This is a genomic window from Saccharopolyspora hattusasensis (assembly GCF_050972075.1).
Lineage (GTDB): Bacteria > Actinomycetota > Actinomycetes > Mycobacteriales > Pseudonocardiaceae > Saccharopolyspora > Saccharopolyspora hattusasensis.
Map to the genome: position 1 here is coordinate 1871073 of NZ_JBPCDC010000001.1, position 23138 is coordinate 1894210.

General features: G+C 64.2%; 15 protein-coding genes. 14 read left to right on the forward strand and 1 reads right to left on the reverse strand.

Annotated features, from left to right (window positions below):
* Window positions 1-131: 131 nt before the first annotated feature.
* Window positions 132-596 carry a helix-turn-helix domain-containing protein gene (locus ACRXBZ_RS07895; RefSeq protein ID WP_433878488.1) on the reverse strand — a complete coding sequence of 155 codons (465 nt, stop codon included), beginning with the start codon at window positions 594-596 and terminating at the stop codon, window positions 132-134.
* A gap of 454 nt (window positions 597-1050) precedes the next feature.
* Between ACRXBZ_RS07895 and ACRXBZ_RS07900 the strand changes: the two genes are divergently transcribed.
* The 14 genes from ACRXBZ_RS07900 to ACRXBZ_RS07965 all read left to right on the forward strand — a co-directional run bounded on the left by ACRXBZ_RS07900 (window position 1051) and on the right by ACRXBZ_RS07965 (window position 23068).
* Window positions 1051-1437, forward strand: coding sequence for a hypothetical protein (locus ACRXBZ_RS07900; protein ID WP_433878489.1), 387 nt, complete (start codon window positions 1051-1053; stop codon window positions 1435-1437).
* 173 nt (window positions 1438-1610) lie between these two features.
* Window positions 1611-2918, forward strand: a complete 1308-nt coding sequence (locus ACRXBZ_RS07905) for a hypothetical protein (protein WP_433878490.1) — start codon at window positions 1611-1613, stop codon at window positions 2916-2918.
* A gap of 64 nt (window positions 2919-2982) precedes the next feature.
* Window positions 2983-5211, forward strand: a complete 2229-nt coding sequence (locus ACRXBZ_RS07910; protein WP_433878491.1) for a phage tail tip lysozyme — start codon at window positions 2983-2985, stop codon at window positions 5209-5211.
* Between the two features lie 209 nt (window positions 5212-5420).
* On the forward strand, window positions 5421-6431 hold the full coding sequence (locus ACRXBZ_RS07915) for a hypothetical protein (RefSeq protein WP_433878492.1): 1011 nt from the start codon (window positions 5421-5423) through the stop codon (window positions 6429-6431).
* Window positions 6428-7159, forward strand: a complete 732-nt coding sequence (locus ACRXBZ_RS07920) for a hypothetical protein (RefSeq protein ID WP_433878493.1) — start codon at window positions 6428-6430, stop codon at window positions 7157-7159. Before ACRXBZ_RS07915 ends, ACRXBZ_RS07920 begins: the two co-directional genes overlap by 4 nt.
* A gap of 310 nt (window positions 7160-7469) precedes the next feature.
* Window positions 7470-8042 carry a hypothetical protein gene (locus ACRXBZ_RS07925; protein ID WP_433878494.1) on the forward strand — a complete coding sequence of 191 codons (573 nt, stop codon included), beginning with the start codon at window positions 7470-7472 and terminating at the stop codon, window positions 8040-8042.
* The gene (locus ACRXBZ_RS07930; RefSeq protein ID WP_433878495.1) at window positions 8039-8791 is read left to right on the forward strand and encodes a hypothetical protein; all 753 of its coding nucleotides are present in this window, start codon (window positions 8039-8041) and stop codon (window positions 8789-8791) included. Before ACRXBZ_RS07925 ends, ACRXBZ_RS07930 begins: the two co-directional genes overlap by 4 nt.
* 63 nt (window positions 8792-8854) lie before the next feature.
* Complete coding sequence (locus ACRXBZ_RS07935) at window positions 8855-9412, forward strand: hypothetical protein (protein ID WP_433878496.1); 558 nt, start codon at window positions 8855-8857, stop codon at window positions 9410-9412.
* The gene (locus ACRXBZ_RS07940; protein ID WP_433878497.1) at window positions 9412-10443 is read left to right on the forward strand and encodes a hypothetical protein; all 1032 of its coding nucleotides are present in this window, start codon (window positions 9412-9414) and stop codon (window positions 10441-10443) included. Before ACRXBZ_RS07935 ends, ACRXBZ_RS07940 begins: the two co-directional genes overlap by 1 nt.
* A gap of 99 nt (window positions 10444-10542) precedes the next feature.
* Complete coding sequence (gene mobL / locus ACRXBZ_RS07945; protein ID WP_433878498.1) at window positions 10543-12846, forward strand: relaxase MobL; 2304 nt, start codon at window positions 10543-10545, stop codon at window positions 12844-12846.
* Window positions 12847-12990: 144 nt separating this feature from the next.
* Window positions 12991-13521 (forward strand): hypothetical protein, encoded by a 531-nt coding sequence (locus ACRXBZ_RS07950; protein WP_433878499.1) that lies wholly within the window; start codon window positions 12991-12993, stop codon window positions 13519-13521.
* 232 nt (window positions 13522-13753) lie between these two features.
* Window positions 13754-16654 carry an AAA family ATPase gene (locus ACRXBZ_RS07955; RefSeq protein ID WP_433878500.1) on the forward strand — a complete coding sequence of 967 codons (2901 nt, stop codon included), beginning with the start codon at window positions 13754-13756 and terminating at the stop codon, window positions 16652-16654.
* A 157-nt stretch (window positions 16655-16811) separates the two neighbouring features.
* The gene (locus tag ACRXBZ_RS07960; RefSeq protein ID WP_433878501.1) at window positions 16812-18896 is read left to right on the forward strand and encodes a coiled-coil domain-containing protein; all 2085 of its coding nucleotides are present in this window, start codon (window positions 16812-16814) and stop codon (window positions 18894-18896) included.
* Window positions 18897-19024: 128 nt separating this feature from the next.
* Complete coding sequence (locus ACRXBZ_RS07965) at window positions 19025-23068, forward strand: type IV secretory system conjugative DNA transfer family protein (protein WP_433878502.1); 4044 nt, start codon at window positions 19025-19027, stop codon at window positions 23066-23068.
* Window positions 23069-23138: the final 70 nt, after the last annotated feature.

Consider the following 23138-nt stretch of genomic DNA (forward strand, 5'->3'; position numbering starts at 1 on the left):
CGGGCACAGTGCGCTCATCAGCAGCGCGGACCTGGCCTCCCCGGCTCCCTTGCTGCGGGCCGGCCGGTGGCGGAAGGCCGAGACGGTGAACGTCTACGACCGGGAGTTCAACCCCGCAGCTTGCAACAGCGTCATGCGCCTGGGTCTGTGACCTCGTCGTCCTCGCTATTCTCGGCGGGGACCCGGGCGTCGATGGCGTCCCGAAGACGGGGGTCGAGCAGGACCTGCGGGTCGGTATCGCCGGTGAGGGTCTGGATGACCCTGGAGAGCCGCTGAACCTCCAGGCGGTGCTTTTCCCACTCGCGCTGAGCCAGCGCGAGCTCGGCGAGGTATTGCTGCAGTCGCGCCTCGTTCTCCGCGGCGGGGTCGTCGCTGAGCAGGAGGGGCAGGGGTATATCGAGCGCCTCGGCGGCTGCGACGGCCTCGTCGAGCCGGACCGCGCGGGTCTGCTGCTCGATGCGGGTGACCGCCGAAGGGTCGACGTTCGTGCCGAGGATCACGGCGATGCGCCGGGCCAGCTCGGCCTGGCTGATGTTGAGGCGTTCCCGCTCCTGGCGCAGGCGGCGGGCGAAGAGGTCTCCGGGCAAGGGGTTCATAGCAATCTGGGGCTCCTGGTCAGGATGCGAAGCGGCAGGGAGTGGATCCGGCGTCGCCGCGGGCCGTGCGGTGGTGTCGTGGGTGCACGTTACAGACTCCGTTCTGCGGTTTCCACACATCCAGGCCTCCTCTCGGCGCGTCGTGCCCATGCCACGTTTTTCCTCGTCTACGAGGTTATTCAACTCCCTTGCGATTAGTCCTATCGACTCCCCCTGTAACCCGCGAATCAAATGAGGTAGATTAGGCAGTACAGATGCGCACACGTAAACGAGCCAGCAAGTTATCCGACAGCACGGCACGGAGCAGTAGTATCCCCTCGACTCGGACTCGAAGTCTATCTGCAGACATCGACAACAGATCATTGCCTGCTCCATTCAGGCGAGCGAGTTGTGCTTGTTGCCTTGTGACTCACCGTCATGTCACGAATGATTCGAAAGGCGAGAGGAAGGAACCATGACGAAGATCTACGAGGCAGCAGTCCTTGCACAGGCGAAGCTGCCCACCGCGGCCTGGGACCTGACGAGCTTCCTGGAGAACGCGAAGTCTCAGATCCAGCTCTGGGGTGGCCTCCTGCTCATGCTCCTGGGCGCTGCCGGCCTGGTTTGGGGCGGCGTACTCTTGATCAAGAAGCTGATGGCCAACCCGCAGTCTGCGGGCCAGCAGCAGGGTTGGGGCACGATCGCCCTCCTCATCCTCGTCGGCGGCGCGCTCGGCACCGGCGGCTGGCAGCTGGTTTCCACGATCGGCTCCGGCAGCCAGGAGACCATCGAGGACCTAGGCGGCGGGACCGTGATCATTCAGACGATCAGCGGCGTCCTGACCAGTGGTGTTTCCGGCTGAGAGGCCATTGCAGATCACGCACATGACCGGGCACAGAGGTGTAGTCGTACCGGACCGGGTCGGTTGAGGTGCAAGGCCTCTTCCGGCCCGGTTTGTCGTTTCCGGACCTGGACCGGCGATGGGGTGCGACCAGGTCAGACAGAGAACAAGGAACAAGACAAACGGGAACGAACATGGGGATCAAGGACAAGGCACTGGCCTTTGGCAAGAAGTTCAAACTCGATTCGCACCATGCGATCGAGCGCTTCGGGGTGTTCTTCGGCGTCTTCGCCCTCACGGGCGTGATCGTGATCGGCGGAGCGGGGGCCTCGGCCTTCAAGGCAAGCAACGACTCGCTGTCGCATACGGCGCTGTACACCGAGAAGTTCGAGACCTCGAAGACTTCGCTCAAGGGCGACGTCGACGGGGTCTACACCAATAAGCAGGGCGACAAGGCCCTCGTGATGATGCACTTCCCCGCCAAGGCGCAGATCTCGTACAACGCGGCGGACTACCAGGCGTATCTGCTGGGTTCGGACAAGAACCTCAATAGCGAGGACGTCACGACCGGCGGGATCAAGGGCTCCATTCACGTCTTCGGTTCGACCGGCTACGTCGGGGTCCTGCTCGACGCGGACAAGCCGTTCGAAAAGCAGGTGCTCAACCTGACAATCAGGGCGAACGCGGAGCTGTCCCACGACGAGCGCAAGCAGGACCAGAGCAGCGCCGACGAAGTGGCGAATGACGCGACCTTTACCAAGTACGACCAGTGGCGGGTCTTATTCAATCCCGGGGCGACCGGGACCACGACCATTCCGGCCTTGGAGGCGGTGAGTTTCGATCCGGCGCAGGCCTACTACGACGTCGTGCTCAAGGCTGAAGAGAAGACGATCCGTGACGAGCTCGACCAGAAGCTCGTCGCGATGCGCGTGAACCTGACGCAGATCCAGGCGTACACCTCCGACCTGGAGACGACAAAGGTAGACGGCCTTTTCCTCCGTCCGCCGTCGGTGCCGACTTCGATCGCTGATGACAAGATCACGGGCGTTTCGGCGGCCGAGGCCAAAGACGGTGTCTCGACGCTGACTCTGGAGACCAATCACGTGGTCCCGGGTGGCTTCGACCTTAACTGGCGCGCGGGCAACGTCTACGACGGCTACCTGGACGTCCTTGTTCCCTCCGGGCAGAGCTACGTCGAGTTCCTGTCGAAGAAGCGCAGCGAAGACTCCGACAGTACGAGCCAGCAGATTTCCGACATGACCTGGACTCTCTCGAACGGCTCGAACCTCAAGAGCGATTACCAGTCTTCTGACGTGACGATGCGGCCTCTCACGTACGTGATGAACAACCTGTCGCAGGCCTATCAGGACTACGCCAGGGGCAAGTCGGTATACCAGTCGGAGCTTCTGCTCGATCTTCTCCGCCTCGACGTGAAGCTGCGCGATGTGCAGTCCAACGGCTCCATGCGCGACGATGCCGACTTCCTCAAGACGCTCTACTGAACGTCGATTCGCGAGTCGTGACTAATGACTACGACCACCAGGTACTGAGCCAGAAAGGAAGACCATGGCCACCGATAAGCCGAAGAAGCTGGACGGGTCGGCTCAGTCCGGCGTATCGACTTCCAAGGGCGGCTCGCGAATCGAGGGCATGGGAGCGACGGGGCAGCAGGGCTCGAAGAGCCTCGCGCCGTCTCAGTCCACGACCCGCGGCGCGCCGCCGTTGATGCAGAAGTCCGGGCCCGGTTCCGGGTCGGCCGGAGGTCTGTCCTCCGGCGGAATGCCCACGACCGGTTCATCCGGACGCGGGACCAAGAGCCTGGGCGAGCCCGGCGGCGCGAAGGGGGGCGCCCCTGGAGCGGCGAAGGTCGCGAGTGGAGCCGCCGACGCGGCCAGCAGTGCAGGGTTGGCCCACGGCGTGAAGAACGGTGCCGGAGGCGTGGCCGGGAAGGCCGTCGAGGGCGACGGCGGCCGCAACATCCGTCGCTACACGGGCAAGGCTGTTGCTGGTGGCGTCAATGGCGGTATGCAGGGCGGCGGCCTGCACGGCGCTGCAGTCGGTGCGGCGAAAGAAGTCGGCGTCGAGGCAGCCAAGGACGCGGTCAAGGGCGCATCCAAGGTCACCGGCGGCAGCCCCGACGCTGAACCCGCGGACAAGCGCCTGGGCGCCGGCGGCACGAGCTACGAGCGCGCCGGAAAGAAGGACGCCGAGGGCATGGCCTCGAAGGTGGCCAAGGGTGTCGCCGCCGGTGGCGCTGCCGCGGCTACTCCTCCGGCAACGGCCGTCGTCATGACGATGGCGCTGTTCAACTGGCTGAAGTCGATGTTCTTCGCCTTCCTGGCGATGGCGGCCAATATGGGCAACCTGCTCTGGACGCTCTTCATCAACGTCCTCAAGGCGGTTGGCAACTTCGTGGCCGCGCCGTTCATGGCTTTCGGTGGTTTCGTCGCCAACACGGCGGGCGCTGTCTTCGGCATCGCGGTCACGACGACGGTGGCCCCGGTGACCGCGGCGGCGTCTGGCGTGGTTGCGGCCGTGACAGCGGTGGCCCTGCTTGGCTCGGTGGTCACCGGGGTGCTCAATCACACGGCTCTGACGGATGGCCAAATCGGCTCCAGCTGGGCGAACTGTGTGGTCAACGCTCGAGGCGGCGGCGCCGGGGCGCAGGTTCCCGCGAACACCGAGGCGAACGCGAAGACCGTGTACTCGGTGCTCAGCAACTGGGGTATGCCGGACGAGCACATCGCGGGCATTCTCGGTAACTGGTCGCAGGAATCGGGCATCGACCCGACCTCGGTCGAGTCGGTCTACGACGAGCCGTACAGGATCGGCCCGCGCAAGCAGGCCGCCTGGGACGGCGGTTTCACCCACATTCCCGGCCAGTCACACGGTGGCATCGGCCTGGGTCAGTGGTCCAACGGCCGCACGCCGATGCTGCTCGACTACGCCAAGTCCAAGAGCGTGGACTGGTACACGATCGAAGCCCAGCTGGCGTTCATGGTCGAGGGTGATAACCCGGGCGACGTCCAGGTCTTCAAGGACATGATCAAGACCTCGCTGGGTTCGCCGGGTGCTGCAGCGGTGCACTTCCACGAGAAGTGGGAGCGCTCCGCCGACGGCGCGCAGGGGTTGGCCGAGCGCCGGGCCGACGCCGACATGTGGTACGCGAAGATGAGCGGCTGGACGGTCGACGGCTCGGTCGCCGGCGGCGTCGAGAACATCGCCGGCGACATCATCGACAGCATCGGCACCGGGACCAGCACGATCTTCGACGACTGCAAGCAGGAGGATGGCGGCGGCTCCGTCTCGCTGAAGGACGACGGGATGACGCAGGAGGAGGCCCAGGCGCTGGTCGACCTCTTCAACAAGGAAGGTGACAAGTTCCTCGACGAGCGCTACGGCGAGAACGGGGGTCCAGGCTCCTGCGGCAGCAACCACGCGATGAACTGCGTCTCATTCAGCACGTACTTCGTGAACAAGTACACGACGTATCAGTCGTATCCGATGGGCAACGGCATCCGGACGGCGTACACGATCGCAGAGGAGATGGGTAAGCAGGTGTCCTCGATGCCGACTCCGTACTCGGTTGGGTCCGGGCCTGGCACCGGTCCCGAAGGCCACACCCTCGTGGTTCTCGGTGTCCATGGCGACAAGCTCATCGTGGGCGAGGCCGGCTACTGCGCCTTCATGGGCCGGGTCCGCGTCGCCAGCGCCTCGGAGATGGCGGCCGAGGGCTGGAAGTTCGTGGATATGTCCGACGCGATGCTGCCGACTGACCAGATCAAGATGGCGTGATGAGTCGCTGCTGACCCAGCCGGTCTGAGTGCAAGGAGCTGGTGCCCTGGCATTAGGGTACCGACTCCTTCATGTGTCTAGGCATAGGACACATTCTTTAAGTCGTCTATCGAGCGCCTTTCTACTGAATTATTAGAGTCGATGTCGACTCGCCATTACGATAGGATCGTGTCGTATACGAGGACAACATGGAATGGGGGGTATGCACTGTGACGAGAGCCGACGAGGAGATCGACGACACGATCGACCAGGACGCCGAGTCGTCGCATTCTGCGGACGGAGAGGCCAAGCCGAAGAAGGTCACGGCCCCGCAGACACGCAGGAAACTCACCGGCGTTGAGCTCGAGGCGCGCTTCGACGCATGGCGGAATGAGCAGCGCGCCAAGCGCGAAGCGCGTACACCCGAGGATGGCGCACGGATGTTGCGCCGGGGCCTCGGCGTGATCATGGGCGCGGCGATCCTCGCACTGGTCATCGCTTCGGCCGTGACAGGCAAAGTCTTCCAGGCGGACAAGGCCGAGAACGACTCGCGGATCACGATCCTGGAGAAGCAGGTGACCGACGCGCAGGCCATGCCGGTGGACACGGACCTGCCGGAGAAGATGACAAAGCTCTCCGAGGCGGCGGCGGCTGACGCGGGCAAAGTCCGCGACGCGCAGCAGACCTACGCGGAGCTCTACCACCAGTCGAGCACGCAGCCAGGCACGGACAACGGAGCGCCGAACGAAGCCATGGCCGCGACCGCTGAGCACCGCAAGGTCCTGGCCCCACTGTTCAGCAAAACCTCTTACGTGGCCGACGATGAGGACGCGTACACCTGGCAGAACGTGGTGCCGTTCGACGCGGCCAGCGAGATCGACCCACGCTTCCCCTGGTACGTCCGCTACGACGGATGGAAGGCCTCCGACTCCGGCACGTACAGCTGGAAGGTCGAGACGGTGATGCCCAATCTGGGCTCCCAGGATTTCTCGGGCGCGACGAACGAGGCGAAGGCCGTCTGGCTGTGCCGGGATGTGAAGTCCGGCTACGTGCTCGCTTGGGCGAGCGCGGTCTACACGTATGACGGCCAGAGCGGGGTTTTCGACGACCTCAACGTTGTCGTCACCGCCGCCGGCGCGGCGCACCAGCACCCCGGGCGCAAGAAACCGGATGGATCCGATGCCCCCGAGCCCAGCGGCAAGGGCACGGAAAAGAAGGACGCGAAGGACGGACAGCGATGACCGAGCAGGAGGCGACGGAGGCGGTTGGGACGAACGAGCCGCAGCGGGACAAAGAGCGGGGTTTCATCCGGCGCAACGCCTGGGTCTTGGCGATCGCAGCGCTGCTCACGCTTATCACGGTCGTCACCGGGACGACGTGGGCTGGCCAACACGCGGCGCTGGGCGACCAAAAGTCGCGGATCAGCGAGCTCGAAGACCAACTCAAGACAGCGGAGCTGAAGAAATCTGAGCTGGTGGAGAAGGACCTCCTGAAGTCCCTCGGGGTCAGCCGGAACCGCCTGGACAGGGATGCGCGGATCATTACCGACCTCGTCAAGACGGCCCTGACCTGGGACTCGGGCACCGCTTATGAGCAGGCGCGCACGCGTCTCAAAGACAAGTACGCGCTTTCTGAGGACGAGGGGTTCCTTCAGCAGTTCATGCCCCCGTCCCGGTACAACGAGGACGCTGGCGGCAAGCGGTATTACTACATCGACATCCAGGGGCTGAACTCCGCAGTCGGCGGCGACCCGGACATCGAGGTCGTCAAGGTCGCGGCGGGCGACTACACCTACGCCGTCTTGGTCGATGCCGCGGTCACCTCCGACTCGGTCGAGCAGAACAACGCCAATCCGGGGCGCGTCACAGCTGACCGCAGGATGCTGTTCTTTGTCACAGTCGATGCCGATGGGGGCGCCTCGGACCTTTCCGGGGTCCCGGCGAGCGGATCGACTCGTCATTCAGAGTAGTTCTGACTCCCTTTCGACTCATCCTCTTGATAGAGTCGTGTTGGTATTCGATTAGAATGCGAGTTGAGGGCTAATGGCATCGATAGAGAATGAGGGGTCGGGTGAGCACACCGAGAGCGCTGTGTACACGAAACGCTTCGTCACTGCTCCGTCGAGCGCCGATCCGGCGTCGGGTGATGCGGACGCCGGTCAGCCCGAGGCCACCGGCGGGTTGATGAGCCGCAGTGCGGCGATCGGCAGCGTGGGCATGGGGGCGGCAGCCCTACTGTGTTTCATGCTTGCCGCCGGGGTCTCCGGGGGCGAGGCCACAGTGAGCGACGAGACCGCGCAGGAGGAGGTCTTCTCGCTGCGCGAACAGATCCAGCTCGCTGAGGCGAAGACCGAGGCGCTACCGGGAGTTAAGGATGTCGACCGTGGTCTGATTACGGCCCAGATCTCGGCGGGAAAGATCGCGGAGCTGCAGAACGAGTACCGGCATTTGACACCCAACGTGGCGGCGGCAGACGGGAAGCTCGACGCCGACGCCACCTTGTCGACGCGCCGGAACCTCACTCCCTATTTCACGCCGTCGGTGGACCGGTCGGCGCTCGAGCCGTGGTATCTGCTGGCGAGCGACAAGGACGTCCCCAAAGGCGTTGGGATCCCGATGGGTTTCGACTCGGACTTCGAGTGGGTCGCGCAGCGTCCCTACACGATCAACGACGACAGCACTGTGCGGGTGACCTGGCTGGCGGTCGAGACGCGGCCTGCCGAGGGACAGACGGCGGCGGTGCTCGCGTGGGCGCGTGCCGACTACGACATGACCCGCAAGACGTTTTCGAACGTGGAAACGGGCACGACCGTCACGGGCGAGGCCCTGCGGCTGGGGGTGAAGACACCGTGATCGACGACGCGAAGGACTGGTTGCGTGACCATGCCGGGAAGGTCCTGGTCTGCAGCACCGGTGCTCTGCTGGCGCTGTCCCTGTTCTCGATGGGGACGAGCCTGGTCGGCGACGGCCCCGCTGAGGCGGCGGCCAAGGCGGAGAAGCTCGTTGTGCAGCTCAAAAATGATCTGGGTACCGCGCAGGACGGGCTGAAGGCCAAGCACGAGAAGCTCTTGATGGATCTGCCGGGCGTGGAGATCGAGCGTGCCGACCGGGACGCGGTCACGGGGCGGTCCATCCTGCTCAGCTTCACCGATTCCTCGGGGTCGAGCCGGGACGTGAAGCAGACGCAGGCGCTGCTCGACGCTCGTTATGAATTCGTAGGGCCGACGTCGCGGGCCCTCACCGAGTTCATCCCGGAGTGGATGGACGCGACCGGCTCGAGCCAGGGCGCCGGAACGACCTACACGCTGAGCGAGCTCACGATCGACGTGAGCGGCGTGCAGGGCCTGGACTACTCCTACGTCGGGGTGGCCCGCCTGGACCCTGTGACGGCAAGCGGGTCCAGCACCGCGAAGAGCGAGTACGTGGTGTTCGGCTTCAGCACCGAGCGGGACGGCACGGTGACGTCCTTCGAGGCCTATCGCGCATCCAGCCGGACGCGCGACGTCCTGGTCGCCGCCGACGAAGAGCAGAGGCCCGCCAAGGCGGGCAACAGGCGGACACCCACGCCGAGCCCGGCTTCTAGGCAAAGCGACGGCGGCTGACCGGATAGGGCGTTCATCCCCCAGACACACAAGCGCAACGACGACACGAAGGACGAGACGGCCATGACGACCCAGACCCTGGACCAGACGGACGAGACCAAGCGGATCGACGACGTCGACGAGGCAGCCGCACCGGCGAAGAAGCCCGCTGCGACGAAGGCCGTGAAGAAGCGGAAGGAGAAGCGGTCCTCGAAGCTGGGCAAGGCGTGGGGACGGCTGTCCCCGAGGAAGAGCGGAGACGGGCTTCCGGTCGTGATCTGGGCCGGGTTCTTCCGCTTGGCCGTCCTCATCGCCGACTACCTGCTGGTGTTCGTCACCGCCATGGTCGCCATCCCGATGCTCGGTGCCTGGCTGCATCGGCAGTCCGGAGCGTCCCAGGGCTTGCTGACCACGGCTGGGTCGGTCGCGATGTGGCTGATGCCGCTGCTCTTCCTGGTCCTGATCCTGGCCGCCGGTGAGATCGCCGTGATGCGCGCCATGTGGCGCTGGAGTACGCGGAGGATCCAGAGGGTCCGCGCCGGCCGCGCCGGGGAATCCGACACCGAGATCGCGCCGCAGCGCAGTCCCGTACTCCAGGCCGACCACCAGAGCAAGAAGAACAGCCGGAAGAGGAGCAAGTGATGCGCACTGCAGGACTGACGATGAACGACGTGTGGGCCGATCGGGTCCTGCGCGAGCGCGGTGTCGAGACGTACCGCTACGAGGGGCTGGCCGCCGAGATTGGCGTCCTCGTGGAATCGGTTGAGCTCAAGCACCGTGGCAAGGAGGAGAACTACCGGCCCTACCTGCATATGACCGGCGAACTGCGCTCGGTCACGCCGGTCGAGGCGCTGCCGTACGGGATCTCCCAGGTGACCTACTCCCCCGGTCAGGGTGAGAAGGTCGACGCCTTCTACGAATTCGACGATCAGCAGATGGTCGTGTTGGCCAGCAAGGGCTACTTCAACAGCACCTTCTCTGTGCCCGAGCAGATCATTGGCATTGAATGGGAGCTGCCGACCACGGTGGACACGCTGGTGCTGGCACCATCGGGCACGGAGACCGATACCCCGGTGGTGTTCACTCAGGTGCACAACATCGCCGGGCTCGAGATTGACCTCTCCGGTTCCGGTTACGACCTTACTGATTACTTCGTCGACCACTCCAAGAATGGCATCCAGCGCACCGAGGCGGTCGTCAACGAGCGGGGCCTGCGGGCGCGATCGGACGCGATCAACTCGCTGTTCAGCGCGGAGGAGCTGGACCTGGTCGAGCAGGCCGGGCAGATCGTGCACCCCGCCACCCAGGCGGAGCCCGCGGTGGACGGAGTGGGCGCGCGCTTGCTGCAGATCGAGGCGGAGATCGCCGCCGAGCGCAAGCAGTACCAGGCGGAGCGGGAGCGCATCCCGGGCACGCCGGAGAACCTCTATCACGAGCGGGTAGCCCGCGCGCTGCACGCCACCGAGATGAAGATCGCTGTTCCGTCCGAAGCCGAGAGCCAAAATGACGGCGACGACCTTGATCTCGGCTTTGAGAGCGACCTGGAGCGCGAGGGGCGCCAGACCCGCAGCCCCGAGGCCCCCGCGCCGACCTTCGACGAGCGCAAGCGCGAGGTCGCCCGCCGCGCCGCCGACCTCGACCTCGGCGACGACGAGCACGGCCTGGGGGCCTGACGTCCGGGCGGAGAAGTAGAAGGAGTGAAGTGCAGGCCCCGGTCGCTGGAGGACAGCGGTCGGGGCCTCGGTGCTTCACAAGACGGAGGGATGAGGGTCATGGGGCTGAAGCAGTCGGTGGTCATAGTCAACGAGTTCAGCGTGCCGTTATCCGGTAGCAAGGGGTCTCGCGGCGGTACGCCAGGTGACTACGTGACTCGTTACATGGCACGCGAGCAGGCGACCGAGTCACTCGCTCCCATTCAGCGTCTGCGCACTGATGATTTCATCATGCGCTACATGGCCAGGGAGTCGGCGGTGGAGCGAGCCGGACGTGCGCCCTCGGTAGCCGTCGGTCGTCAGGTGGCGAAACAGGAGATGCGGCAGGCCCAGGGTGATGGCGGCGTGGCCTTCGGCTACGGCTCGGTCTCACTCTCCGACGAACAGCTGCGGGCGGCGTCCAAGGACATCCAGAAGGGCTTCGAGAATGGGAAGACCGTGCTCAAGACGGTGCTCTCGTTCGACGAGGCGTACTTGAAGAAGCACGGCATCGTCGACCAGGATTTTCACTGCGATGCGCGCGGGGATTACCGCGGTCACATCGACCAGATGAAGCTGCGGATGGCGATCATGCACGGCCTGGACCGGATGGCCGCCGGTAGCAGTGGTTTTGACGACCTGCGCTATGTCGGCGTGATCCAGGTCGATACCGAGCACGTGCACTGCCACCTGGCGATGATCGATGCGGGTAGGGGTTCGCTCACGAAGGACGGCACCCAGCGCGGCAAGCTGCTCGACCGGCACAAATCGCGGCTGCGCCGCGGCGTCGACGCCTGGCTTGACGAGAAGCAGGCGGTCGCGCACCTGTCCAGCGCCGTCGGGTACGAGCGCCGCAACGTCACCACGTTCATCAAGCGCTGGGCGCACGAGCGCATCAGGGCCGAGTCGCTCCCCCAATTCCTGCTGGCGTGCTTGCCTGAGGACCGGACGCTGTGGCGTGCCGGCTCGAACGACGCGCGCATGCGCAAGGCGAATCAGCTTGTCTCCGAGCTGGTAACCGAGCAGCTGGAGCGCTCCGGCTCTCCCTTGCCGGAGGCGATGGAGCGGGTTGTTGATTACGCCAACCAGCGGCGCGAAAACGAGGGCCTGTCCACCGAAGAGTGGCAGCGCCTGGTCGACCGGGGCCGGGGTCAGATCATGGAGCGCGCCGTCAACGGCGTGTACCAGATGCTGCGAGCCATGCCCGAGGCCGAGTTGCGGGTGCGCACGCCGATGCTCGAGGTCATGGGGATGGACTACGAGCAGATGGCGATGCTGGCGGCGGACCGGCAGAGGGAAGGCAGCGACGCGCAGAACGCCGAGGACGACCTGGTTTCCTTCGGTTTGCGTCTGCGCAGCTATGCCTCACGCCTGCAGCACCACAAGGACAGGGCCAGTGCCTACCACAACTTGGCGCGCCAGTGGGAGCGAGCAGAGAAGGCCGACGTCGCGACGGAGAACTCGCGCCCGCTCTACGACTTCTACCGCTTCGAGGAGGACTACCACCGGCGCGTGATGAACAAGTATCAGCACTTTCTGCCGTTCCTCGGTGACGTTGACCAGTGGCACGAACAGCAGAGGCAAGCCGCGGACTACGGTCAGCGGCTGCTCTCGCTCATGGCGCTGCGCCAGGATGCCTCGCTGCAGAAGATGAAGGACAGCGCACAGGCCGAGCAACTGGGCCGGGACATCTACGATCAGCCGGGCGGCAGGCACCTCACCGAGGGCAGGGCCGGTAGGGCGGTGCTGGACGCCCGGATCGCGACGATGAAGCGGGTCTATGAGGAGCGTCTCGGTGCGCTGCGCGCCGGCCTGGCGTCCTCGGGTCTGATGCTGCAGGTGGGGCCCGCCGGTGGAGAGGACTCCGGGACCGACGCGGGTGCAGTCAGCGCCGATCTGGCGATCGTGGCGGGTACGGCACACGACTTCAACGAGGTCAAGGCTCTGGATTTGCATCACCTCGGCTACGACTTCGTCACCGACGTCGAGGTCGGGCCGAAGGCGCGGGCGAGGTTCGTAGCGGCGGCGACTGAGCGCCGGCGGATGCTACTGGCAGCGATGGAGTATCTCGACGAGTCCGGCCAGTCCGAGGCGATCTCCGACCTCCCGGTGGACGATGTCGCGGCCATGACCCGGGTCTCCCGTGAGCTGACAGTCGCGGCCGAGGGCAAGGCAGGACCGCTGGTGCTGCGCTCGAAGATCGCCGAGCTGCGCGCCGAGCGTGAACAGGCGGCGCAGATGAGGCGGTCAAAGGCCTCGTCGCTGGACTCGGGTCTCGTGGTGCGCGTCCAGGCGCAGATCGATGCGGCCGTGACCAGTGCCGACGCCGTCCACGAGCCCGAGCCCGAGCCGACTAGCTTGTTGAGTAGCACGCAAGGCGAGTAGACAGACGAGTCAAATGCTTGCTGAATACTCTATGGAGTATTAGCGTAGAAAGCGTTCGGCGGGCACCACAGGTCTTGTCCGGACGATGCGACTGATCATGGCCGGTCTGTCGAGTGGCAGCCGGAACGACGAAAGGACGAGATCATGGCACTTCTCAAGGGCAAGGGCGCGATGACCGGCGTGAATCTTGTAGCCAAGGTCTACGACAACGGCAAGACCAAGGACGGCAAGTCGGTGTTCTCCGATGTTCAGGTGGATGCCCGCGACACGCGCGGTCCGGAGCAGACGAACCTGCACCTGAAGTCCGAGCGCATCAAGGGCGACGACGGCAAGACCCGTTACAACAACGGCGCGCCGTACTCGGTCAGCCAGATGGACGAGATCATCAAGGCCGCCGGTCCGAACACCGAGCCCATCCTCGACAAGGACAGCCAGAAGGTCGGCACCCTCTACGGCTTCAAGGGCAACGTGATGCCGGCCTCCCGAGGCACCGGCCTGGTGGTCAACACCAAGTCGGTCGAGGCCTCCGAGTTCAAGGTCGACAGCACGACCCTGGACAACCAGTTCGCCTCGATGCGCGCGGCACGCGAGGCCCAGACCTCAGCCAAGGAGGCGCAGGCTACGGCTCTCGCTGCCGAGCAGTCGGCCGAGATGGAAGAGCCTGCCGTCGGTTGAGACTTCTCTCGAGCCCCTATAGAAAAAGCCCCCGGAGTAACCTCCGGGGGCCTTTTCGGCGCGTTCCTGGCGCGGGGGTGGCGAGTCGTAGTACGGCGACTGATCCGGCCAACCCGAGCCGAGCGAGAGTCGACATCAATTACCTTGTAATTGCCTTGTCGAGTGCCATTCATGATAGAGTTTGACTGATCTATCAAGTGAATTCGAGTCCTGCCGAGAGGTGTCGCGCAGCATGTTCAACGATCCTCGCCTCACGGAGAGCTATCCGCTCTTGTCCAAGCTGTCGGACCCGCTCAAGAAGGCCGAGCGAAAGATCGTTGGGCGCGAGCGCGAACAGATGCAGCTGCTGGCCTCGATGAGCCGCGCCGAGCTGTGTAATGCCCTGTTGCTAGCCGAGGCGGGTACCGGAAAGACGGCCCTAGCCCAGGCGACGATGCTCGCGGACAAGAAGCGCCTCTATTTGGAGGTCGATCCGGCGCGGATGATCTTCGAGGCCGGCGACGGGGATCTTATGGCCTCGATGCTCAAGGGCTTCTTCGATGAAGCCGAGCGCTTCGTTAAAGACGAGGGGCAGGAGCTGGTGCTCGTCATCGACGAGTTCCACCAGATCGTCCAGCTTTCGGACGCGGCCGTGGAGGCGATCAAGCCGGTGCTCGCGGCCTCAGGCATACGCGGCATCAGGATCATCGCGGCGACGACGTATGACGAGTTCCACAAGCACATCTCGCCGAACCAGCCGCTGGTCGAACGCCTGCAGCGCATCAATCTCAACCCGCCGGATCAGGACACGACGATCGAAATCCTGCAGGGGATGGCCGAGCGCTACGGGGTCGCCGACCAGTTCTACGACGACCACATCTTCCGGCAGATCTACGAGTACACGCAGCGCTACATGCCGGCCAGCGCGCAGCCGCGCAAGTCGATCCTCGTGCTCGACTCGATGGTCGGCTGGCACCGCCTGACGAAGCGGCCCATGGACCGTGAGCTGCTCTCGGAGGTCCTCCAGGAGTCCCTGGGCGTCAATGTGGCCTTCAAGGTCGATGGCGCGAAGATCAAGCAACAACTGGACGCGAAGGTGTTCAGTCAGGACCTGGCAACGAGCGCGGTGGCCAGGCGGCTGCAGCTGTCGGTGGCGGATCTCAATGACAAGTCACGCCCTGAGGCGTCCATGCTTTTCACGGGTAGCACTGGGGTCGGCAAGGCGACCACCTGCTCGACGGAGATCCCCGTGTGGTCCGCCGACGGATCAGTTTCGTGGAAGAAGGCCGGCGCTCTGGTGCCGGGCGACTTTTGCTTCGCGCGCGACGGACGGCCGCAGACGATCCTCGGCGTTTTCCCCCAGGGTGAATGCGAGGTGTACCGGGTCACGCTCGGCGACGGGCGCACGCTCGACGTGTCGGACAACCATCTGTGGGCGGTGTATCCGAGTCGGCAGAGCCGTGAACAGGGCCCGACGATCTACAGCACTCAGACGCTGATGAACAAAGGCCTGGTCAACAAGAAGCGTGACGGTCGTCAGGGGATGAAGTACGTCATCCCGATGAACGAGGCCGTGCAGTGGCCCGTTCGGGATCTGGCTGTCCACCCGTACGTGATGGGCGCAGCGATCGGCGACGGATGCCTTCACCCGACCCATGATCACGCGTTCCACCTCTCGTCTATGGACGAAGAGCTGGTGGCCCGAGTCGCAGAACTGCTCGACGCTGAGCACGTGAGGAACGAGCGCAACTTCGGCCGGGGCTTCCGACTTCCCGAGCCGCGGCGCACCCAGCGCGGTCGTTGGCCGGGTTCGCACGCCGTCGTCCAGTACGTTCAGGTCGAGGATCTTGTCGGCGACCTCCCGGAGGTCCGCAACAAGACGTCCGAGCACAAACGGATCCCTGAGCCGTACATGACGGCTTCGATCGAGCAACGCTGGGACCTCGTGCGAGGGCTCTTCGACACGGACGGCACCATCGGCCAGGCTGACGGCGACCGCTACAACGTGTCGTACTCGACGACCTCGGAGGGTCTGGCACTCGACGTGCAACGGCTTCTGTACTCCCTGGGGGTCTCGAGCACGATCGGCACGAGTGATCGAGAGGGCAAGACGCGGACCGAGTACATCGTCCGGGTCAAGACCCGGAACATGGACAAGGAGCGGTTCTTCGCGCTGTCTCGCAAGCGGGAGATCGCGCAGCACGCGGCGGGCATGAACAAGCACCGCGAGAAGACGCTCGACTATGTCGGCATCCGGTCGATCGAGAAGCTCGGTCACACCGAACCGATGGTGTGCATCTACGTCGACGACGACGAGCACCTCTACCAGGCCGGCGACTTCGTCGTCACGCACAACACCGAGCTCACGAAACAGTTGGCGAAGCTGCTGTTCGGCGACGACCAGCGGCACCTAATCCGCTTCGATATGTCCGAATTCGCACAGGATTCCTCGCTCAGGCTCTTCCGCTCGGAGCTGACAAAGAAGGTCTGGGACCTCTCGCACGCCGTGCTGCTCTTCGACGAGATCGAGAAGGCGTCGCCGATGGTCACCCGCGTCCTCCTCCAGGTTCTGGATGACGGCCGGCTCTCCGACGACAACAACCGCGAGGTCTCGTTTTTGAACACCTACATCGTGCTCACGACGAACGCGGGCTCGGAGATCTACAAGACGATCGCACAGTACGCCGAGGACGATACGGGCTCAGGCAAGCAGCTCGAGGAGTACAAGAAGCTCATCCGGCGTTCGATCTCCGACACCTCGGCCGGCAACCGCTTCCCGCCCGAGCTCCTGGGCCGTATCGACACCATCGTGCCGTTCCAGCCGTTGTCGCTGGCGACGCAAGAGAAGATCGTGCGCAACAAGCTGCGCCAGATGATCCAAGAGGTGCTCGTCAAGCACAACGTGCGGACCACGGTGGACAAGAAGGTGCTCCAGTACCTCGTCGAGGACAAGGGCGACACCGACTCGGACGCCGGTGGCGCGCGCGTGGCCGTGGCGAAGATGACCGAAGAGGTCACCACCGCAGTGGCGACGTTCATCAACGAGCACTCCTCGGAGCGGCGGATCCGAATCGACGTCGTCGGCGATCTGGTCAGCGACGACAAGGGGCTGCTGCGGTCGGACGCCCACGTCGAGGTCAGCGCGGTGCGCTGAAGCAGGGCTGGTTGATCAGCGACCACCAGTCGAATCGCATTCCGAGAGTCATTGATTCTTCTCTAGAATCATCAGTATTGCCGTTATCGATAAGACGACGATAGGATACTCATAAACCAGGCGAACTGATGTTTCATCAGCGAAGGGATCGACACTCATGGGCATTCTGGGTACGGCTACGGGAAGCCGTAAGAGGGGTCGGAAAAAGAAGCCGGACGAACTCCTGTCCTCCGTGGTCAGGGAGACGGCGATTCCCGCGGCTGTGGAGTTGCTGCGGTCGAACACGCAGTTCGTCTTTCCCAGTGGTACGGCGTGGGTCATGCTCGTGCTCGCAGCGGAGGCCATTGAGGGCCTGAGCAAGCGGCATGGCCGGGACGAGGCCAAGGGCTCGATCATCGAGCTCATTGGCTCCGACCAGATCAAGACCGTGGCGACGGCCGAGATGCTGGAGGAGGAGGTCTTCGGCATCATCCCCAGCGAGGAGACGCTGGTCCGGATGGAGGAGTACTCGCTTCTTACCGGTGCCGAGTACGCCTGGGCCGTCGTGTGGCAGAAATCCAGCGGAGATCTCCTGGTCGACCTGGTGGCGGAGGCGACGTTCGCCCAGGCGAAAGCCGTGGCTTCTGGCTACACGAGCCTCCAGGAGGCCGTCGGCGCTCAGGCGTGGAAGGAGCACAGCGGTGTCACCGAGGAGACGGTCGCCGCCAGCGCGGACGCGGCTACCGAGGTGATCCCGGCCATCGTGGACGGTGACGACGAGGATGACGAGATCTTCGACCCGATCCCCGGCGACGAGACTGGAGCTGCAGGTGACGCCGGCGACGAGCCGGTCTTCGACGAGGGTCGAGGTGGGCCGGTCTTCAATGACGAGCCCATCGACTTCGGCACCGAGGACGGCGCGCCTCCGGCCGCGGTCGAGGCGGAGCCGGCCTTTGACGAAACCGGTGGCTTCGATGAGTACGACGAGGTCGATGATCAGGCGACCGACGGCGAGGGGATCTGGCCCCAGAACCCCGACGACGTGGTGTTGCTGGCCGACCAGGATCAGGTGCGCGAGGTCATCGCCCGCCGGTTCCTCTCCGAAGACCTCGACCTCGAGGTGCGGCTCGACGAGTTCAACGCGACGTTCGCCATCGGCGCACCGGTCGTGCAGATCGGGGTGCCCCAGGGCGCGACCGAATGGCTCGGTGACCAGGTTGCCCAGCTCAACCGGCAGGCGAATGCCGACCTCGCCCAACTGCGCTACGCGCACGAGGACGAACTTCGCACGCTCTACGTCAACCTCATGTCGGCGCACGTAGAGCAGGTCATCCGCGACGTTGCCACCGACCGCGAGGGCTCCCGGTACAAGGTGCTCAAGGAGGGCACCGAGCAGGCGCACCTGCAGCGCCAGGCGGAGAAGGAGCAGCGGATCCGGGAGACCAAGGCCCGGGTCGTCAAGGACTACGAGGACCAGGCCAAGAAGATCGCCGAGCAGGCCGCGATCCAGGCTGAGATCCAGTACAAAGAGCGCAACCGCCCGAAGATGGAGCGGGAACAGGCCGACGCGGTTGCCGAGATCGACCGGGTCATCGAGAACGCGTACTCGCACGACCAGCAGGAGATCCTGCGCGTGCGGCGCTCCGACGCTCAGCTGAAGATGCAGGTGGGCACGACTCGGATCTTCGAGTTGCTGGCTGAGCGCCAGTCGGAGTACCTGGACGTCGAGGAAGAGCGCCTGGGTCAGTGGAAGGCCGAGATCCAGCGGATCGTCGACGACAACCGCAAGGCCGACATCGCTCAGGCCGAGGCTCTGGCCGAGCACCACCGGACCACCGACGAGGTCGGGACTCTGCGGCGCAAGCAGGAATCGCTCCTGGAGTCGCTGCGCAACGAGTACGCCGACCGCATCCGCCGGATGGACGACGAGCTCGAGCGCAACCGCAAGGACGCCGTGACGCAGATGCAGGCACGCGACGCCGAGTGGCAGCACAGTCTCGACATCGAGAGGGCACGGACCAACTCTCAAACCGCGCGCGTGGTCGATCTGCTCCTGCAGATCGAGACGGTCGAGACCTCGATGGACGGTCGCTACGCGGCGCGTCTAGCCGAGATGCAGGCGGACAAGGACTCCTATGCCAACGAGCTGGCGCGCGCCTCGGAAGTGCAGGGGCGGTCGAACAAGATCCTCATCGTTCTCATGGTCGCGCTCTCGTTGCTCTCCGGCGTGGCGGGCTTCATCGGCGGGGCCGGTTTGGGCTGAGCCGCTAGGGCTCAGCGGCATGATCCGACGCCGCACGGAGCCCGGCCCCGTGCGGCGTCGCCGTGTGCGGGGGACAGGCACAAGGTCAGAAGAGCAGCGCGAGGCGCAAAAAGAAGCAGGGGAAGACGATGGCGCAGAGCAAGTGGAAGGCGAAGCGGCCGGGGGCGAGCAACTGGGACAAGATCTCGGCCCGCACGTCCGGCGAGACGCTGGCACACCGTGATGTCTACGACGACCAGCAGCTCGACCGCGGCAAGCTCCAGGCCCGGCGGTCGAAGACCCCGGGTGTGGTCACTGCGGTGATCGCGGGCGTGATCGTGGCGATCGTGGCCTGGCTGCTGTATTCGGTTATTGCCACGGCGGTGCTCTCGGTAGGCGCGACGATGACGGGTGGTCTGGGCGGCGGAAGCAGCAGCGCGCCGAGTTCGTACTACGTCGAGGACACGACGACAGGTCCGGGTGGCGCGGCTGTGACCTGCTACCGACCGGTGAATGAGAAGGGCAACCCGGAGATCGGGTCGAAGTGCTATGCCAGCGCTGAGGAAGTGCCGGTCCCCGATTGGTGGACTGAGACTCCGGCGAGGGAGAAGTCGGGTGCCGATGAGGGCGACACCAAAGGCTCTGGAGAAGGCGCGACGAGCGTAGGTGAGCAGCTGGCCTCCGTCTCGGCTTTCAAGCTCTTCGTCACGCTCGGCTCGGGCCTGCTGGTGATGCTCGTCATCGGCACCTGGTTCTCGCGCCGGATCGCCGCGGCGAACCTGATGTCGGACACCTCGGACATCAACCAGTACCAGAACGACCAGCACATCGCGCTCCCTCAGGAGGTTCAGCAGAACTACGACTGGTTTCCGGACGTGGGTGCGCACTCCAACGTGCAGGTCAGCTCCATGCTCAGTCACATGATGCTCCGTAAGAAGGGGCTGGGGACTGTCGAGGTCTCCCAGCGCGCGGAGAAGGATGTTATCGACGAGGACGGGAACCTCATCTACTACGCCGGCGAGATGATGGACGACGACGCGGGCAACCCGATCAGCAAGACGCGGCCGATCATTGACGAGGAGTTCGGCGACGAGCTTTTCGAGGCCTCGGGCCTGCCACGGGACAAGGATCTGCGCCAGAAGTACGATACGACGTTGATCCCGTACAACCCCGACGGCAAGAACCGCGACAAGCTCGGTCAGTACAAGACGGTAGCCGAGCTCATCAACGACGACTGGGAGTTCCCGGAGTACGAGGTCCAGCGTCCGGCCGGGGCGTACATTGTGGACACAGCGCCAGTGAACACCATGGTTCTGGCGATCACCCGCGCCGGCAAGGGCCAGACCTACATCGAGCCGATGCTCGACATGTGGAGCCGCGAGAAAAAGCCCTCGAACATGGTCATCAACGATCCCAAGGGCGAGCTGCTGGTGAAGAACTACATCCCGCTGGTCACCCGCGGGTTCGAGCCGGTGCAGTTCAACCTCATCAACGCAATGAAAACGGACATTTACAATCCATTGGGGATGGCCGCTGAGGCCGCTCGCGAGGGTGACTCGACCAAATGCGCGCTCTATGTCGAGAACATCGCCGATGTGTTCTTTCCTCTCGACGGCGGCGAGGACCCGGTGTGGCCTAATGCCGCGAACAACGCCTTCAAGCGCGCGGCCTATGGCCTCATCGACTTCTACCTCGAGGAGGAGCGCGAGCTGCGCGAGGTGGCCGCGCTGACGTGCATGGACCCGGAGACGCTGGAGAAGCGGCTTGATGACATGTGGGGCAAGGTCACGCTCTACAACTGCTACCAGTTGTTCGTCCAGCTGACGAGCAAGAAGATCAAGAACCCGGCGGCGGAGCTGGAGACGCGGATCAAGGCCGGGGAGTTCGAGGACGACGAGGCGCTGCTGGAGGAGGAGCAGAAGAAGGTCGCCGAGAAGGACTTCCTGTGGGAAGGCAAGGCTGAGCAGGACATGCTCACTCTGTTCTTCAACGCAACGGAAGCACTGCCGACGAACACGATGCGCACGCTCATAGGCAACGCGAACAATGCGCTGCGCGCGATGGCCGGCGCGGAAAAGATGCTCGCCTCGGTCTACGGCATTGCGATCACGGCCATGTCGTTCTTCACCGATCCGACGATCTCGACGCTGACCTCCGGTAAGCCTTCGCAGAACACGGACCTGGGCGGCTTGAGCTTCCCACGGCGATTCGGCGTGCGTTTCGCGCCGAACTACCTCAAGCGCGACCACCTCAAGGGCTTGCAGGCGGTGTGGTCGGCGTACGGGGACCCGATGTTCACCGAGGACCTCGGCAAGGAGTTCGAGCACTCGGACATCGTCACGACCGAGGGCTGGGCGCGGTACTACTTCAAGGGAAAGTTTCCGGCCAACGAGGCGTGGATCAAGCTTGAGCTGGTCAACCCGCAGTCGAAGATGCTGGTGCGCACGTTTTACTTCCACTTCAAGAAGAACTACCAGGTCTCGCTCAACGGGCGGCACTTCGTCATCGAGCCGGTCACCGGTAAGAAAATCATTAAGAATGGCGTGCTGCGTGAGCTGCGGCCGGTGCGCAAGGGCGGCACGCGGGACGGGAAGATCCTGTCGTTCCAACCCGAGGACACGATGTACCCGCACACCCGGCTGGACTTCTCCGGCGGTGGCAACCCCGAGAAGGTCTCGGGTGAGACGCGGGCGATTACTCAGATGATGGTGCGGTACTCGGAGTCGCCGAAGGCTGTTTTCTTGGTGACTCCCCCGCATCTGATGAAGTACGCGAAGCTCATCCTGATTCTGGTCAAGCAGTTGGTCGACCTGAACTTCGACAAGTCGTACATGACGAAGTCGAACCAGAAGCCGCTGTACAAGACCCGGTTCATGCTCGACGAGCTCGGAAACCTGCAGTCGGAAGGCCATGGCATCTCTGGCTTCGAGACGATGCTCTCTATCGGCCTGGGCCAGGAGCAGCAGTTCACCCTCATCCTGCAGACGCTGCAGCAGCTGCGCGACGTCTATGGCGAGAGCGTGGACAAGATCGTGCAGGGCAACACGAGCAACATCGTATTCCTCAAGTCGACCGACGACTCGATGATCGAGACGCTGGAGAAGATGAGCGGCAAGACGCACAAGGCTTATATCGACTCCAAGCAGATCAGCCAGGACTTGGACAAGGTCGTCGGTGGTAAGACCGAGGGACGCGTCTCCTACACGATGAACACCAAGGAACAGCCCCTGATCTCCTACAACGACATGGCGTTCCTCCCCCCGCGCAACTCGATCGTCTTTCGGGCTGGTGACGCTCCGATCTGGAACCGCAACCAGACGATCTTGCCGATGTCGTGGCGGCTGTTCCAGGACACGATCGTCCACCCGGGCCACGAGTACTCGCTACAGACGATCCCGACGCTTTCTTCGGCCATCGACTTCGATGTGCGGATGAACCAGCCGGACTTCGTCAAGATGCTCAACAAGCGTATGCGCCAGGCAGTCCGCGCTATGGACGCCAAGACGCTCTACCAGGAGACCTACCAGTACAAGGACGTCGACATCGAGCGTCTGGATCCGGATGTCTACTCCGACGAGGTCATGGAGATCATCACCATGATGACTGCGGTCAACGAGGGGCATGACCCGACTGCGCCGGTGGTCGTCGACCCGGAGGAGTACGAGGCGACGATGATGTTCGACGAGGACGAGTTCGTCGATAACGTCATGGTGGCCACGGAGATCGCCGAGCGCGAGGCGGCCAACAGCGAGCGGCAGCGCAAGGTCTACGCCGAGGGGACCATCAGCAAGGAAATGCTGGTCAACCCGGACGGCTCGGCGAAGATCAAGAGCCTGGACATCGAGATCGGCGAGGCGTACAAGACGGCGCAGGTCGAGCTGGAGCAGGACCACGAACACTTCTCGCTCGGCGGGGACGGTGAGCTGCGCAGCGCGGACGGGTCGAAGACCTACATCAGCCAGGTGCGGTCCGACCGGTACATCGAGGCGGCGCGCCGGATCAACGGAAAGATCATTGACGAGGGCTCGCGGGTGTTCGCCGAGGAAGACGTCACCGAAGAGGATCTGCGGTCGCTGGCGACGGTGAAGGTCCACGCGGCCTTCTACCAGTACCTGGCTTCGTTGCCGAGCTGGGAGGTCATCGCCGACGGCAGCTTCGACCGCGCGATGGCCATCGAGATGAACTCGAAGTAGCGCGGCGGACTGACAGGCGCCGGGGTTGTCTCTCAACTAGCGTGAGACTGCCTTTGCTCTCGCTATCCTG

Bases quoted from the DNA above. Each gene is read 5' to 3' on its own strand.
- ACRXBZ_RS07900 (WP_433878489.1), top strand. From the start codon at position 1,051: ATGACGAAGATCTACGAGGCAGCAGTCCTTGCACAGGCGAAGCTGCCC.
- ACRXBZ_RS07955 (WP_433878500.1), top strand. From the start codon at position 13,754: ATGTTCAACGATCCTCGCCTCACGGAGAGCTATCCGCTCTTGTCCAAG.
- ACRXBZ_RS07895 (WP_433878488.1), bottom strand. From the start codon at position 596: ATGAACCCCTTGCCCGGAGACCTCTTCGCCCGCCGCCTGCGCCAGGAG.
- ACRXBZ_RS07935 (WP_433878496.1), top strand. From the start codon at position 8,855: ATGACGACCCAGACCCTGGACCAGACGGACGAGACCAAGCGGATCGAC.
- ACRXBZ_RS07940 (WP_433878497.1), top strand. From the start codon at position 9,412: ATGCGCACTGCAGGACTGACGATGAACGACGTGTGGGCCGATCGGGTC.
- ACRXBZ_RS07920 (WP_433878493.1), top strand. From the start codon at position 6,428: ATGACCGAGCAGGAGGCGACGGAGGCGGTTGGGACGAACGAGCCGCAG.
- ACRXBZ_RS07905 (WP_433878490.1), top strand. From the start codon at position 1,611: ATGGGGATCAAGGACAAGGCACTGGCCTTTGGCAAGAAGTTCAAACTC.
- ACRXBZ_RS07950 (WP_433878499.1), top strand. From the start codon at position 12,991: ATGGCACTTCTCAAGGGCAAGGGCGCGATGACCGGCGTGAATCTTGTA.
- ACRXBZ_RS07965 (WP_433878502.1), top strand. From the start codon at position 19,025: ATGGCGCAGAGCAAGTGGAAGGCGAAGCGGCCGGGGGCGAGCAACTGG.
- ACRXBZ_RS07960 (WP_433878501.1), top strand. From the start codon at position 16,812: ATGGGCATTCTGGGTACGGCTACGGGAAGCCGTAAGAGGGGTCGGAAA.
- ACRXBZ_RS07910 (WP_433878491.1), top strand. From the start codon at position 2,983: ATGGCCACCGATAAGCCGAAGAAGCTGGACGGGTCGGCTCAGTCCGGC.
- mobL (WP_433878498.1), top strand. From the start codon at position 10,543: ATGGGGCTGAAGCAGTCGGTGGTCATAGTCAACGAGTTCAGCGTGCCG.